General features: G+C 51.0%; 13 protein-coding genes and 2 tRNA genes. 10 read left to right on the forward strand and 5 right to left on the reverse strand.

Features of this window, described 5'->3' with window-relative positions; translation table 11 throughout:
• Window positions 1–49: 49 nt before the first annotated feature.
• From H8K43_RS00165 to nadB, 5 genes are all read right to left on the reverse strand, one after another.
• The gene (locus H8K43_RS00165) at window positions 50–1,282 is read right to left on the reverse strand and encodes an ABC transporter permease (RefSeq protein WP_186901991.1); all 1,233 of its coding nucleotides are present in this window, start codon (window positions 1,280–1,282) and stop codon (window positions 50–52) included.
• Window positions 1,279–2,538: an efflux RND transporter periplasmic adaptor subunit gene (locus tag H8K43_RS00170; protein WP_186901992.1), complete on the reverse strand. Its 1,260-nt coding sequence runs from the start codon at window positions 2,536–2,538 to the stop codon at window positions 1,279–1,281. Before H8K43_RS00170 ends, H8K43_RS00165 begins: the two co-directional genes overlap by 4 nt.
• Window positions 2,535–4,487 (reverse strand): HlyD family secretion protein, encoded by a 1,953-nt coding sequence (locus tag H8K43_RS00175; protein WP_186901993.1) that lies wholly within the window; start codon window positions 4,485–4,487, stop codon window positions 2,535–2,537. Before H8K43_RS00175 ends, H8K43_RS00170 begins: the two co-directional genes overlap by 4 nt.
• The gene (locus H8K43_RS00180) at window positions 4,484–5,158 is read right to left on the reverse strand and encodes an ABC transporter ATP-binding protein (RefSeq protein WP_186901994.1); all 675 of its coding nucleotides are present in this window, start codon (window positions 5,156–5,158) and stop codon (window positions 4,484–4,486) included. The genes H8K43_RS00175 and H8K43_RS00180 overlap by 4 nt, the downstream gene beginning before the upstream one ends.
• 186 nt (window positions 5,159–5,344) lie before the next feature.
• A complete protein-coding gene (nadB, locus tag H8K43_RS00185; protein ID WP_186901995.1) occupies window positions 5,345–6,952 on the reverse strand; it encodes an L-aspartate oxidase in 1,608 nt (535 codons plus the stop codon).
• A gap of 319 nt (window positions 6,953–7,271) precedes the next feature.
• On the opposite strand from nadB, the gene H8K43_RS00190 reads away from it, so the two are divergent.
• The 10 genes from H8K43_RS00190 (at window position 7,272) to H8K43_RS00235 (ending at window position 15,307) form a co-directional block, all read left to right on the forward strand.
• On the forward strand, window positions 7,272–7,544 hold the full coding sequence (locus H8K43_RS00190) for an HU family DNA-binding protein (protein WP_162018311.1): 273 nt from the start codon (window positions 7,272–7,274) through the stop codon (window positions 7,542–7,544).
• A 48-nt stretch (window positions 7,545–7,592) separates the two neighbouring features.
• Window positions 7,593–7,668, forward strand: a tRNA-Val gene (locus H8K43_RS00195).
• Window positions 7,669–7,688: 20 nt separating this feature from the next.
• Window positions 7,689–7,765: transfer RNA gene (locus tag H8K43_RS00200), tRNA-Asp, on the forward strand.
• Between the two features lie 87 nt (window positions 7,766–7,852).
• A complete protein-coding gene (locus tag H8K43_RS00205) occupies window positions 7,853–9,772 on the forward strand; it encodes a SurA N-terminal domain-containing protein (protein ID WP_186901996.1) in 1,920 nt (639 codons plus the stop codon).
• A gap of 208 nt (window positions 9,773–9,980) precedes the next feature.
• The gene (gene ccoN / locus H8K43_RS00210) at window positions 9,981–11,417 is read left to right on the forward strand and encodes a cytochrome-c oxidase, cbb3-type subunit I (protein ID WP_162018313.1); all 1,437 of its coding nucleotides are present in this window, start codon (window positions 9,981–9,983) and stop codon (window positions 11,415–11,417) included.
• A 26-nt stretch (window positions 11,418–11,443) separates the two neighbouring features.
• Window positions 11,444–12,061, forward strand: coding sequence for a cytochrome-c oxidase, cbb3-type subunit II (gene ccoO, locus H8K43_RS00215; RefSeq protein WP_186901997.1), 618 nt, complete (start codon window positions 11,444–11,446; stop codon window positions 12,059–12,061).
• 44 nt (window positions 12,062–12,105) lie between these two features.
• Window positions 12,106–12,252, forward strand: coding sequence for a cbb3-type cytochrome oxidase subunit 3 (locus tag H8K43_RS00220; protein WP_186901998.1), 147 nt, complete (start codon window positions 12,106–12,108; stop codon window positions 12,250–12,252).
• Between the two features lie 2 nt (window positions 12,253–12,254).
• Window positions 12,255–13,232, forward strand: a complete 978-nt coding sequence (gene ccoP / locus H8K43_RS00225; RefSeq protein WP_186901999.1) for a cytochrome-c oxidase, cbb3-type subunit III — start codon at window positions 12,255–12,257, stop codon at window positions 13,230–13,232.
• 108 nt (window positions 13,233–13,340) lie between these two features.
• The gene (gene ccoG / locus H8K43_RS00230) at window positions 13,341–14,753 is read left to right on the forward strand and encodes a cytochrome c oxidase accessory protein CcoG (RefSeq protein ID WP_186902000.1); all 1,413 of its coding nucleotides are present in this window, start codon (window positions 13,341–13,343) and stop codon (window positions 14,751–14,753) included.
• A gap of 8 nt (window positions 14,754–14,761) precedes the next feature.
• On the forward strand, window positions 14,762–15,307 hold the full coding sequence (locus tag H8K43_RS00235) for a FixH family protein (RefSeq protein WP_186902001.1): 546 nt from the start codon (window positions 14,762–14,764) through the stop codon (window positions 15,305–15,307).
• Window positions 15,308–15,384 lie beyond the last annotated feature (77 nt).

Below are 15,384 nucleotides of genomic sequence, written 5' to 3' on the forward strand. Positions count from 1 at the left end.
AGAAACTGTTTTCGGTTTTGGGAGCTAAATTCACTAATTGCAAAATAATTTAGTCACTGCGTAAAGCTGCAATCGGGTCCAGTTCCGCTGCTTTGCGCGCTGGGAATACGCCAAAACCCAGACCCACTGCGATACAGGCTGCGACCGCCGCGGCCAGGCTCAGTGGTGACCACGCGACTGACCAGCCTGCCAGTGCGGCGATGCTGTAAGCTGCGATGGCACCCAACAGCAGGCCGAGCAGGGCGCCGCTGCTGGCGATGACCAGTGCTTCGGCCAGAAACTGATCGATCACATCGCGCTTTCTCGCGCCCAGCGCGCGTTTCAGACCGATTTCTTTTTTGCGCTCCAGCACATTGGCCAGCATGATGTTCATGATGCCTATGCCACCGACCAGCAGCGACACAGCGGCGATGGAACTCATGACTATGGTGAACATTTTCTGGGTTTGCTGATTTTGCCGGTACAAGCCCATAGGTACAATCAGATTGGTGTCATCTGCACCCGCATGCCTGTCTTCCACCACTTGCTGTAACACGCGCGCAGCGGCTTCCGGTGCGACCTTGCCATCCAGTTGCAGGCTAATCGCGTCAGCTTCGTCATCTATCACCGGGAAGTGAAAGCGTGCCTGCGCCGCCGCCCAAGGCACGAACAGCCGTTCATCATCCAATCCCAGTTTGATGCCTTCGAATTCGGACTTGCTCAGGGTGCGGTCAGCCAGCACGCCCACCACCTCCAGCCAGGCATGATTGAGCTTGATTTTTTCACCTACAGCAGGCTGATCACCGAATAACTCTTTGGCTAATCTGGGGCCCAATACGCAGACCGCTGCCAGGCTGTTATTGTCTTCCTCGCTGAACCAGCGGCCTTTACCCATTTGCAGGCCGCTGTGCTGCATATACGTATTCGAGATCGCGTAGGCTCGCCCCTCAATGACGCGCGATTGGTAGACCAGCTGATCGACCTTGATTTCTTTGCGCAGCGCCACTGAGCGCGCGCCTGGGACTACGTTTAAGGCAGCCTGCGCATCTGCCTCACTCAAGCCTAATGAGCGGCTACGTAAATCTTTTTTGCGCTTGTAATCCATGGTCTTGCTTTCGACGATGATATTGTCGAGTCCCAGTTCAGCCACCAGCCGCAGCGCTTCGCGCTTGCTGCCTTCTCCGACAGCCAGCATGGCAACGATGGCGGCGACACCGAATACCATGCCGAGTAAGGTCAGGCCAGTGCGCAGCTTGCGGCGCTGCAGTTCTTCTACTGCTTCAAACAATAAAGCACGGTTCATGATTCGTCTTTTTCTTTGTTTTGTTTGTTATCTTTATTGTCTTTATTGGTTTTACTGTCGTCTTTCGGCAGTAAGATCACGCTGGCGCCTTTGTTCAGGCCCGAAAGTATCTCGCTGCGTGCGATGCCGCGTTGTCCTACCTGAACCGCTACCCGTCTTATCTGATTACTGTGCTGGATGTCGGCAAAGTATTTGCCACCTTGCTCAATCAGTGCAATATTCGGAATGCTGTGAGCTTTGGGTAAATCGATGAGATGGATGGTGCCGCGTATCGCTTGTCCCGGCCGGATGTGGTACTGGCTGATGCTGGCACTATCAAGCGCTGCTTCAACTTCTACATATTTCACCGGAGATTGTGCATGCTGGGCGCTGGCGGTGGTGCTGATTTTTGTGATCTGCAGCTTCACATCCTGTCCGCTGCCTGCCAGTCTGATGGTGAGTGGCAGACCGGTTTTGAGGCCAATTGCACGCGCTTCCGGAACGTTGAAGCTGGCCAGCAGTTTATCCATTTGCGGCAGCACGCCGAAATCGCTGCCCGGTGTCGTTGTCATACCCACCTGAGGCTTATTTCCATTCCAGGATTCAGCCAGTTTCAGCACGCCATCATGCGGTGCGCGCAACTCCAGTGCCGCCAGGCTTTTTTTCTGACGGTTGGCATTGGCTGCGATGGTTTCTACTTGCGACTTGAGTACGGCTTCATTGGCTAGCCGGCGCGTACTGACCTGAGTGTTTTTCCAATTGAGGAAGCGCTGTTTATTGTTCAGGAAAGTCTGATCCTGTATCGCATCCAGGACGCGGTTTTTAGAGAATAAGGCTTGCTCGGCACCGGCATAGCGTTCACTTAACAGCAGGTCGGCACTGACCTTGGACTGATCTGCGCTTAGCTCGGCCAGACTCTTGACTTCCATTGCCTGTAACTCTTGTTCGGCCAGTTCTTTGCGCAGCAGGTCAAACTCGGCCTGGCTCAGTTCCAGTCTGGAGTTGGGCGCGTCGAAGCGCGCAATCAGCTGATCTTTTTTAAGCAGACTGCCTTCTGCGACTATCTCGGTGATTACTCTGGTTTCCCAGCCTTCACCAGGAATCAGCAACTGGGTTTTTTCAGCGGCGCTGATTTCACCTTCTACGCTCAGGCTTTCCTGCCAGGGCTTTTCAGCAAATATTTCTGTCGCTGTTTGCGTCGCGCTCTGGTCGCTGCATGCTGCCAGAATCAGTGTCAGTACCAAAACGCTTGCGCTGATGTGGCTGGAGTTTTTCATGAGCCTTCCTTCGCGCTGCTTGTCGCATTACCTGGCACAGATGCCGCTTGCAACTGGATTTGCACCTGTACTGCGGAACCAGGCTTTAAGCTGGTCTGGCTGTTTTGTTCGAATTCCAGTTCGATATCGCGCACTATGCCCGGTTGGGTGGCAGATTTGCTGTGAAATACTTTGCCCAGCTGAGTGATGCGTGCGCGCAGTACCTGGTTCCCGCCTGGTACGCTGACTTTGGCTTCCTGACCTGTACGCAGGTAGACAGCCTGTGCCTCTGCAACCTGCGCATTCACAAACAATTGCTTAGGATCGGACAGGTTAGCAAGTGACTGGCCCATCCAGATTTTGCTACCCGAGCTAAATTTCTCTTCATTGAAATTATTTTTATAGATCAGGATGCCGGGCTGCTCTGCCTTGACCGTCATACGGGTCAGGCCCTGTTCCAGTATGTTGATTTTGTTCTGGCTTTGCATTAATTCAAATTCCAGTGCTTTTTTCTCAGCCAGTCGTGCGCGCTTGCGGGTCTCGTAGAGTTGTTTTTCGATGTCCAATAGCTTCAGCGATAATTCTTTATCGATCACCAGTTTGTCGTAATCCACTCTGCGGATTAACTCTTTAGGCATACTGGCTTTACGGGCCGCTTTATCCGCATTGGCTCTGGCTTCATCGACTGCCAGCGTGGCATTGCGTTCCGCTTCAGCCTGATCGAGTCTGAGTTTTTCCAGTGCACGCTGTTTTTCATTGAGTGTGCTCTTGTGTCTGGCTAAATGGGTCATGACCTCGGCTGCCTGAAACTGGGTAATCAGATCACCAGCTTTGAGCAGACTGCCCTCGGGCGCGAGCTGGGTGATGGTGTATTGCCAGATATGCGGAATCGCAGGCGGTACGACCGGCAAATTAACGCGTGACTGTACTTCGCCCTCAAGGGTGAGTTTGGCGGGTGCGATGACTTTATTGTTGCTGGCAGCCTTCTGATCTGCGGGCTGTATCAACACGCTCATGCCTGGTGCAGCCAATTGGCGGAACTGCTCAGGAACCGGGATATCTATCCTGAAATAACGTCCATTACCCCATTGGGCCTTGAGTTCCGGTGCCTGAGAAATTGTTTTGATTACGCTGTCTGCCTGTTGACCGGGCAGGGCGTCAAACTGCAGGCTGACGGCCATGTTTTCCCGTATATGCAGCCGGTCAGCTTCCAATACCCAGCCCTTCACTTCAATTTTCCCGGTTCCTATGATGGTGCCAGCCTGGGTGCCAGGATAGACGCTGGCGCCTTCGTCTATGCGTTCTTGCGGCCATTGATTGAAATTGTGGGTTACAAAGCCATCCTGGGTGGCGATGACTGAGGACAGAGCAATTTCCTGTTTGGTAAATTCAAGTTTGATGTGCTGCTTACGGATGTCCAGCTCACCATCCTGCTTCATGCGCAGCACCGCAGCCTGTGCGGTTTTAGCTGCAAGACGCCTGACTTCCAGATCGCGTATCGCTTTTTCTTTTTCAGTCTGGTTTTTGTCAAAGTCCAGTGCGCTAATCTGCGTCTTGGGCAAGGCTGCATCCACTTCAGCTTTGTCGCGTGCAGTCTGTGTGACAGCGAAGGCTTTGTCAGCTTCCAGTGCGGCCACTTCCAGTTTCGCCACTTCAGCATCTAGTTTGGCGCGCGTCTGTTCCAGCGTGGTCTGCAATTGCTCCAGTGTGCCTGCATTATGGGCTTCTATGCTCAATACCACATCGCCTTTGCGCACAAACTTTCCTTCACCCACAAATTTTCGTAATGAGACAGGTGAAGACTGGGATGGTGGAACAAAGATGAGTTGCGAATCTGCCGCGATCACTTCGCCTGTGATGAAGACTTTACGCTGTTTGACAGACGGTATCTTGCTTTGCGGATCAGCAGCCAGTGCTGGTGATAACAGTGCGAACAATAGGGCACTGTGGATATACGAAGTGAATTTCATGACTGTGCTGCCAAGATGCGTCCATCACTCAGATGAATCGTGGTTTGTGCCTGTTGCGCAATATGCGGATCGTGCGTGACCAGTACGATAGTTTGCCCGTCCTGATGGAGTTCTTTGAGCAGTGCGATCACATCCGCAGCGCTTTTGCTGTCCAGGTTCCCTGTGGGTTCATCGGCCAGTAACAGTGCGGGCTGATTTAGCAAGGCACGCGCAATCGCGGCGCGTTGCAATTGCCCGCCTGAGAGTTCTGTCGGCCTGTGATCAATACGATGCGACAGGCCTATGCGATTCAGCAGTGTGCGTGCTCTGGCTTCTGCTGCTTCCAAATCCGGCGTTTTGCTATAGCGCTGAGGCAGTAAGACGTTTTCCAGTACGGTCAGTCTGGGGAGTAAGTGAAACGACTGGAAAATAAAGCCAAGATAACGGTTGCGAATATCGGATGCGGCATCATCATCCATTTCGCTGACCGCTTGTCCAGATAAAATGTAGCGCCCGCGGCTGGGCCGGTCCAGCGCACCCAGTATGTTCAGCAGGGTTGATTTACCTGATCCGGAAGCGCCCATGATGGAGAGAAATTCACCGCTGCCTACCGTCAGGTCTATGCCATTCAGGGCATGGATTTCATTGCCGCCCTGGACATAGGTTTTATACAGTTGCTCTAGTCTGATCATGCTTTGCTTTTTTTCTGAAAGTCCGCTTCATCGTCTTTGTCGACGGAGGCGCAATACTACTTTGTGTAGAAAAAAAGTCAAATAATTTAGAGGCTAAACTCGGGTTTTGAAGTGTTGAATACGGCTTGGGCGGGCATAGAAAAAAGCCGGATCAGGTCCGGCTTCTTGCTTATCTGCGACAGGGTTTTATTTTTTTCGTTTAGGTGTGAGAACGGTAGGCAGTGCCTTCGGTAGTGTGTCCGGATAATCGCGGCTGAAATGCAGACCACGGCTTTCTCGGCGCGACAGTGCGCTGTTGACGATCAGTGAGGCGACTTCGACCAGATTGCGCAATTCCAGCAAATTATTCGATATGCGGAAGTTGGCATAGTATTCGTCGATTTCTTCTTTCAGCAAACGGATGCGGTGCTTGGCGCGCTCCAGGCGTTTGGTGGTGCGTACGATGCCTACATAATTCCACATGAAGCGGCGCAACTCATCCCAGTTGTGCGCGATCACGACTTCTTCATCGGCGTCAGAAACCCGGCTTTCATCCCAGTCTGGCAGAGCGATTGGTGTATCGCGGGTTTGCGATTCTATGTGGCCAGCAGCAGCTTTTCCTATCACCAGGCATTCGAGCAGCGAATTGCTGGCCAGGCGGTTAGCGCCGTGCAGACCGGTGTAAGCGGTTTCACCAACCGCGTATAAGCCAGGCAGATCGGTACGGCCAAAGTTGTCGGTGACGACGCCACCGCAAGTGAAGTGTACCGCCGGTACGACCGGTATCGCCTGCCTGGTAATATCGATGCCCAACTCAAGGCAGCGCGCATAGATAGTCGGGAAGTGTTCTTTCAGGAATTCCGGTGGCTGGTGACTAATGTCGAGTTCCACATAGTCCAGTCCGCGTTTTTTCATTTCAAAATCGATCGCACGTGCCACCACATCGCGCGGTGCGAGTTCCATACGTTCATCATGCTCAGCCATGAAGCGCTTGCCAGCGCTGGCGCCAGCTTCTGCCGGTAATTTCAGTACGCCGCCTTCGCCACGTACTGCCTCGGTAATCAGGAAAGACTTGGCATAAGGATGGTACAGGCAGGTAGGGTGGAACTGTATGAATTCCATATTGCCGACGCGGCAGCCTGCGCGCCATGCCATAGCGATGCCATCACCGGTCGCAGTGTCCGGATTCGTGGTGTACAGGTAGACTTTGCCCGCACCGCCAGTTGCCATCACGGTGTGCTGCGCCGCAAAGGTATCGACTTTTCCGGTCTTCACATTTTGCACATACAGACCCAGGCAGCGCGGCGTCGGAGAGCGGTCGCCCAGTTTGGCAGAGGTGATCAGATCGATCGCGTAATGGTGTTCAAACAGCGTGATATTGGGGTGGCTGCGGACTTTTTGTTCCAGCGTGACTTGCACCGCATGGCCGGTGGCGTCCGCTGCATGGATAATGCGGCGTTGACTATGACCGCCTTCGCGGGTCAGATGAAAGCCAAGTTCAGCGTCTTCATCGCGTGTGAACGGGACACCTTGTTCTATCAGCCAGTCTATCGCTTCCCGTCCGTGTTCGATAATGTAGCGGGTCGCACCTTCATCACACAGTCCGCCACCCGCGATCAGGGTGTCGGAAACGTGTTGCTCATGACTGTCATGCGAATCGAGTACTGCAGCAATACCGCCTTGCGCCCAGTTGCTGGCGCCATCGAGTAATTCGCGTTTGGAGATGATGGCGACTTTACGTGTCTGCGCCAGATGTAATGCGACGGAGAGTCCCGCCAGGCCGCTGCCGACGATGGCGACGTCAAAATTCTTCATTATGTCTGCTTCTCTGATCCGGCTACTGAGTCGGCTGCGCCGCTGTTCGCTCACAATTCTTTTGTTGTGCGCACCAGGCATATCGGGGTTTGTGACGCCGCAATACTGGCCGCTGAAATCTGTCCTGTGCTGATTATACTGAGTAATCTGCCGCTAAATGCAAACATTACATTGATTTTCCTGTAAAGCCCTTGACACAAGGCTTAGCGACTTGTTTTAATACCGGACGCAGATTTCCTGCTTGCCGTGATAGATGCACGACTTGGAAGATAATCGAATACATCGTCGCGAACTTCAAATTCTTGTGAGGGGGCTTTAAGTGAATAAAACTGAGTTGATCGATCATATTGCGAAAACAGCGGACATTTCTAAAGCGGCTTCGTCCCGCGCCCTGGACGCGCTGATCGGTGCGGTAAAAACAACTTTGAAGAAAAACGGTACTGTGACTCTGGTTGGCTTTGGTACGTTTTCTGTAGGCAAACGCGCAGCAAGAACAGGTCGTAATCCACGTACCGGTGAAGCAATCAAAATCAAATCTGCCAAGGTTCCTAAATTTAAACCTGGCAAAGCTTTGAAAGATGCTGTAAACTAATGCTCTTTCGCGACGCGTGACTGGCGTCGCGGAAGTTTATAAGGTGTGGGGCGCTTAGCTCAGTTGGTAGAGCGGAGCCCTTACAAGGCTTAGGTCGGGAGTTCGAGCCTCTCAGCGCCCACCAGATAAACTTCAGCAGTAATTGGAGCGGTAGTTCAGTTGGTTAGAATACCGGCCTGTCACGCCGGGGGTCGCGGGTTCGAGCCCCGTCCGCTCCGCCAGAAATCCAAAAAAGGCGAACGAAAGTTCGCCTTTTTTTATATTCGCAGTTTTGTGATTACTATTCTTAGTCATACGATCGGTTGAACATGTTTGAATATATTCGTACCCATCAGCGTTTAATGCAGTTCTTGTTATTGCTGATTATTTTCCCTTCCTTCGCTTTTTTTGGCATTGAGAGCTATACGCGTTCCCAGGCTGCTGCGGGTGCTAATGTGGCGACGGTTGCCGGGCATTCGATTACGCAGCAAGAGCTGGATAATGCCTTGCGCGAGCAGATGGATACCATGCGCCAGAATTATGGCCCACAGTTCGATCCTAAGATGTTCAATACGCCGGAAGTCAGACAAAATGTATTGGATGAACTGATCGCACGTAAGGCAGTGACTGAAGAAATCAGAAAGCAAAATGTGTCGATTGCTGATGCAACGCTGCAGCAGGAATTGCTCAGAGCGCCGGGTTTGCAGAACGCGAACGGTGCATTCGACAATGACAAATACAAGCAAGTTCTTGCCCAGCGTGGTATGACACCTGCGGTGTACGAGCAACGTATGCGTCAGAACATGGCGTTTGAGCAATTGCTGGGTTCAGTACAGAATACCGGCTTCCTGCCACGCGCTGTGGCTGAGCGCATTGCGCTGATCACAGAACAGGAACGTGAAGTGCAGGTACTGAATCTGAAAGCAGCCGATTTTGCCGCTCAGGTCAAAGTGACTGACGACATGATTAAGGCATACTACGATAAAAACGCTGCCTTGTTCGAAATTCCGGAAACGATGAAGGCGCAGTATGTCGTATTAAATGCTGAAGCCTTGGCGGCTCAGGTAACAGTCAGTGAAGACGATATCGCTGGTTTTTACAAAAGCAATACAAAAACTTACACCAGTGATGAACAACGCAAGGTCAGCCATATTCTGATCGGCTTTGCAAAAAACGCCAGCGACGATGTGAAGGCGAAAGCAAAAGCCAAGGCTGAAACACTGTTGGCTGAAGTGCGTAAAAATCCTGCGGTGTTTGCCAAGCTGGCCAAAGAAAATTCAGATGATCCAGGTTCCAAAGAGCAGGGTGGTGATCTGGGTGTGATGGTCAAAGATGCATTCGTCAAACCTTTCGAAGCAGCTGCACTGAAATTGAAGCAGGGTGAAATCAGTGAGCCTGTCCTGACTGATTATGGCTACCACATCATTTACCTGACGGAGTTGCGTGCTGCGGCTGTCAAGCCTTTAGATGAAGTGCGTGCACAAATCGCTGCGGACATTAAAAAACAGAAAGCTGCCAAGTCTTATTCTGAAGCAGCAGAAGCCTTTACCGATGCGGTCTATCAGCAGGCTGACAGTCTGCAAGCTGTGGCAGATAAGTGGAAGCTGAAACTGGAAGTTGCAGATGGTTTGAGTAAGCAAGGTAATCTAGGTGTGCCAGCGACTTCGCCGGTGAATAATCCTAAGTTCCTCAAGGCTTTGTTTAGCGATGAAGTCATCAAGAAAAAGCACAATACCGAAGCTGTAGAGATTGCGCCAAGTACGCTGATGGCAGGTCGTATGGTCGAATACAAGGCAGCGTCCAAGCGTCCTTTGGATGAAGTCAAGGCGGCGATTGTTGCGAAAATCACGCAGACAGAAGCAGAAGTGTTGGCCGAAAAAGAAGGTAAGGCCAAGCTGGCAGCACTGAAAGCTGCAGATGCGGTGGCAGGCTTCTCTGATGTGAAGGTGATTTCCCGCGCTAAGACAGAAGATGTCCCGCCACAGGCTTTCTCTGCCATCATGAAGGCCGATGTGCAAAAATTGCCTGCATTTGTTGGTGTGAATATGCCAGGTGCAGGTTACATGGTGTATCGCATCAGTAAAGTCAATGCTGGCAACCCGGATGCGGCGCGCCGTGCTTCGGATGCGCAGCAAATTGCGAATCTGGTGGCGCAACAGGAGCTGACGTCCTATATCGATTTATTGAAGAAAAAGGCGAAAGCCAGTGTCAATAAAGAGACATTGAAGGTAAGTCCTGAGACAAACTGATTCAACAAGTACGAATAAAAACGGCGCCCGGGTGGCGCCGTTTTTGTTTTGCAAAAACAAAGATTGAAGACTATTCTCAAGGGCGTTGCCTTTCGGAACATATCCATGTGGAATCTGGTAAGTTTTGATGTGAATCAATGTAGTTGTGCAGTGCGATTGTTATTCTGACGGTGTATTTTTACAACAAGTGTTACAACAGAGTGAGATCATGACGATAACTAAAGAAAACACATACAACTATAGGGTTGTGCGGCAATTTTCTGTCATGGCAGTGGTCTGGGGAATAGTTGGTATGCTGGTCGGCGTACTGATTGCAACTCAGCTTGCCTGGCCGGAATTCCTGGGCGGTATACCTTGGCTTAGCTACGGACGTTTGCGTCCTTTGCACACAAATGCGGTGATTTTTGCTTTTGGTGGCTGTGCCTTGTTTGCGACAGCTTACTACGTGGTTCAGCGTACTTCCAACGTCAGGTTGTTTTCTGATGGCCTGGCAGAATTTACTTTCTGGGGCTGGCAACTGGTCATCGTTGCAGCGGCCATTACTTTGCCGCTGGGTTATACCCAGGGTAAAGAATATGCGGAACTTGAGTGGCCTATCGATCTCCTGATCGCCGTGGTCTGGGTTGCGTTTGCAGTGGTGTTCTTCGGAACCCTGGTCAAGCGTAAGGTCGAGCATATCTACGTGGCGAACTGGTTCTACGGTGCCTTCATTATTGCGGTTGCAGTTCTGCATATCGTCAATAGCGCGGCGATGCCAGTATCGCTGTTCAAATCTTACTCTGCTTACTCAGGTGTGCAGGATGCGATGGTGCAATGGTGGTATGGCCATAATGCGGTTGGTTTCTTCCTGACTGCGGGCTTCCTGGGCATGATGTATTACTTCATTCCTAAGCAAATCGAACGGCCTGTTTATTCCTACCGTTTGTCCATCGTCCACTTCTGGGCACTGATTTTCACTTACATGTGGGCGGGTCCGCATCATCTGCATTACACCGCTTTGCCTGACTGGGCTCAATCGATCGGTATGCTGTTCTCCCTGATTCTGCTGGCTCCATCCTGGGGTGGTATGGTCAACGGTATCATGACCTTGTCCGGCGCCTGGAGCAAACTGCGTTCTGATCCTATCCTGCGCTTCCTGATCGTTTCTTTGTCCTTCTATGGTATGTCGACTTTTGAAGGTCCTATGATGGCGATCAAAACCGTGAACTCTTTGTCTCACTATACTGACTGGACAGTGGGTCACGTTCACTCCGGTGCTTTGGGCTGGGTTGGCTTCATCTCTATCGGTAGTTTGTATTACCTGATTCCGCGTCTGTTTGGTCAGACTCAGATGTATAGCAAACGCCTGATCGAGGTGCACTTCTGGGTTGCGACTATCGGTGTGGTTCTGTACATCGCTTCGATGTGGATCGCCGGTGTGATGCAAGGTCTGATGTGGCGTGCAGTGAATGAGGACGGTACATTGACTTACTCTTTCGTTGAGTCTGTAAAAGCGACCTTCCCGTACTACGTGATTCGTCTGACTGGTGGTGCGATGTATCTGAGTGGCATGCTGGTAATGGCCTACAACGTTGCGAAAACTTTGATGGGTGCTAAACCTGCCAACAATACTATTCCTGCTGTGCCTGCTGCGGCGCACGCCTGAATCAGAAAGTATTAAGGAGAAATTTGATGCGTAACTTTACACACGATCTGATTGAGCGGAATGTCGGTCTGTTGCTGGTGCTGGTCATTCTGACGATCAGTGTTGGTGGCCTGGTTGAAATCGTTCCTTTGTTCTTCCAGAAATCGACCACGCAGCCGGTACAAGGTCTGAAGCCTTATACACCACTGCAACTGGCGGGCCGTGACATTTATCTGCGTGAAGGCTGCTATGGCTGCCATTCCCAGATGATACGTCCATTCCGTGCTGAAACTGAGCGTTATGGTCACTACTCGGTGGCGGGTGAGTCTGTCTATGATCACCCATTCCAATGGGGTAGTAAGCGTACCGGCCCGGATCTGGCACGCGTGGGCGGTCGTTACAGCGACACCTGGCACCGTGATCATTTGAACGATCCGCGCTCTGTGGTGGTGGAGTCCAATATGCCTGCCTACCCGTGGCTGGCTAAGACTGCACTGGTACCGGAAAGTATCACGCCTAAGATGGCTGCCATGAAGACTCTGGGTGTGCCATATACCGATGCAGAAATCAAGGCTGGTCCGGACGAACTGAAGGACAAGTCCGAACTGGATGCCCTGATTGCCTACCTGCAGGTCCTGGGTACCGCAATTAAAAACAAAAACTAATAGAAGCCGCTCCTTGTTGGCGTGATATTTGGGAAGGAAAAAAGATGAATTTCACCATTTTGAGCAGTGTCGTGACGGTGATCAGCCTGGTCGTATTTCTGGGCATCGTGTACTGGGCATTCAGCTCTGGCAATAAGGAGCGCTTTGAAAAACTGGCTCGCTTGCCAATTGATAATGAGAATGGAAAATAGTCATGGCAGATTTTGTTAATGAATGGTGGGGCATAGGCATAGCCATCGTTGTCGCCATCAGCTTTGTCGCCTGTATTTTATTACTGTGGTCTCAATCCAAAGTGAAGGTGAAACTCGGTACTGACGGTAAGCCTTTACCGGCAGAAACCACTGGTCACGTTTGGGATGGTGACCTGATGGAGCAGAATAATCCACTGCCACAATGGTGGAAATGGTTGTTCTATCTGACCATCATATTCAGTATCGGCTACCTGGTGGTCTATCCTGGTTTTGGTGGTAATCAGGGTTCTTTCGGCTGGAGTCAGGTCGGTGCCTATGAGAAGGAAATGAAGGAAGGCGAAGCGCAGTATGGCCGTATCTTCAATAAGTACCTGGCGATGGATCTGAAAGATGTGGCAAAAGATCCGCAGGCGGTAGAAATTGGTCAGCGTCTGTTCCTGAATACTTGCGCTCAATGTCATGGCTCTGATGCGCAGGGCGGTAAAGGCTATCCGAATCTGACGGATAACGACTGGTTGTATGGTGGTGATCCGCAAGTGATCAAGACCACTATCACAGAAGGTCGCCATGGTCAGATGCCTCCTATGGGTGCTGCGGTCGGTACGGATGATGATGTACGCAATGTCGCTAACTACGTGTTGAGCTTATCGAATTCCGCCCACGATCCTATCAAGGCGGCATTAGGAAAGTCTAAGTTCGCAGCCTGTGCTGCCTGCCATGGTGCAGACGGTAAAGGTAATCAGGCATTGGGCGCGCCTAATCTGACGGATAAAATCTGGTTGTATGGTGGCAGCATAGACACGATTATGGAAACCATCAACAAAGGTCGCAATAATCAGATGCCAGCCCATAAAACCATACTGACTGAAGGCAAAATCCATTTGCTCGCGGCCTATGTATGGAGTTTGTCAAATAAAGGCGGCGCTCAGGTTTCTGATGCCGATGCCAATGCGATCAAACAGATCGCAGAAGTAAAGTAATTGCCCTGGTAATTGCTGTACTGATTGCTGTACTAAGTCCTGAATAGGCAACAGGAGCACTCCCGGTTTTCAATACGGGAGTGCTCTCACCCAAAGAAGATATTCGCAATGAAGCATATACCCATCGTCCCCGTTCCTATCGAAGAAACCGAACTTGCGCTGTTCGAGGAAAGAAAAAAAATATACCCGCGTTTTCAAAAGGGATGGTTTGCCTCCTGGCGGTGGACCTTGGTTGCATTGACACAGATTTTGTTTTACGGCACAGCCTGGCTCAATTGGAATGAGCGTCAGGCTGTTTTATTTGATCTGGTTGCCAGGAAGTTTTATATTTTCGGCTTCGTATTCTGGCCCCAGGATTTTATTTATCTGGCGGTCTTGCTGGTCATCTCCGCCTTATCCCTGTTCTTATTTACCGCAGTGGCTGGCCGCTTATTTTGTGGATATGCCTGCCCGCAGACGGTGTATACCGAGATATTTTTGTGGGTGGAGCACAAAGTCGAAGGCGACCGCAATGCGCGTCTTAAGCTGGATGCCGGCCCGCTCACAGCCAGAAAATTCTCGCTGAAATTTATTAAACATTTTATCTGGCTGGCCATAGGCTTATGGACTGGCTTTACCTTTGTCGGTTACTTCACGCCTATCCGCGAATTGTCCTTCTCGGTTGGCAATCTGACGCTGGGTCCCTGGGAAACCTTCTGGTTGCTGTTCTACGGCTTTGCCACCTATGGCAATGCAGGCTGGATGCGTGAGCAGGTCTGCAAATACATGTGTCCTTACGCACGCTTTCAGAGTGCGATGTTTGATAAAGACACGCTGATCGTTACCTATGATACCCAGCGCGGTGATCCGCGTGGTTCCCGCAATAAGAAGGTGGATTACAAAGCAAAAGGCCTGGGTGCCTGCGTCGATTGTGGTATCTGTGTACAAGTCTGTCCGACCGGGATAGATATCCGTAATGGTCTGCAGTACGAGTGTATCGCTTGCGGCCTGTGTGCAGATGGCTGCGATCAGGTGATGGATAAGATGGGTTATGAACGTGGCCTGATCCGCTACACCACGGAACATGCGGTCACACGCAAGCTGGACCGGGCTGCGATGTGGAAGCGCGTGTTCCGCCTCAGAACCTTGATCTACAGCGGTATTCTGGGCTTGATTATTCTGGCCAGCGCAGCTTCCCTGTATTACCACATGCCTCTGAAGGTGGATGTGATACGCGACCGGGGTATGCCGCGTGTGACCGAAACTGGCGAAATCGAAAATGTGTATCGCTTACAGGTCATGAATACCCAGGAATCTCCACGCCGCTTTAGCATTGCGATTCAGGGTGTAAATGGTGCGAGTATTGTCAATAATGCTGACATTGATGTGAAGTCAGCCACAACGAAGGCATTTCCGGTCAGAGTACGCGTACCTGCCAATGTATTGCCGACCGGATCAAATCGTATTCGCTTTGTCGTCAAAGATCTGGATAAGCCAGAAGTGAATGTGACAGAAAAAGCGGTTTTTATCGTCCCGAGATAGAGGTTGTTATGGAATCAGTATTAAAACCCCAAAAACGTCAGAGTGATAAATGGCATAAAGAACCTTGGCTATTGCTGGTCGTGGGTGGCCCTTTAATCGTCGTGGCTGCCAGCATATTTACCGGCTATGTCGCTTTCAGCGGTGCCGATAAAGTAGTCGCTGAAGACTACTACAAACAAGGCCTGATGATAAATAAAGACATACAGCGTGATGCCAAGGCGCGCGAGCTGCACTTGTCCGCAAACTTGAGTCTGCATGCGGCCCAAAGCCTGATACGGGTTGAGGTGACTGGTGCTGGCGAATTGCCTGAGCAGATACAGATGAGCTTAGCGAATGCTTCGCCCAATGCGGCCAAGGTCACGGAGATCGTGCACCGTATTCCTTTAATCCGGGTCGCACCTGGGGTGTACGAAGGTGAGTTAAAACAAACCTCGAATATTTCAGATAGTTCTGTTAAATTGTTCCATATCAAGCTGGAAACAACAGACTGGCGTCTGACTGGAGATTGGTTTGAGCCAGAACAAAAGGCAGCGCAGCTAAATGCATCAAAATAAATAGCGCTTCCTTGAGATTTCTTGACTTGGAGTTAGGGTCTGTTAACATTTAAATTGCACACGTAATTTAAATGTCA

It is taken from the genome of Cognatundibacterium curvum (genome assembly GCF_014284235.1).
GTDB lineage: Bacteria > Pseudomonadota > Gammaproteobacteria > Burkholderiales > Burkholderiaceae_D > Undibacterium > Undibacterium curvum.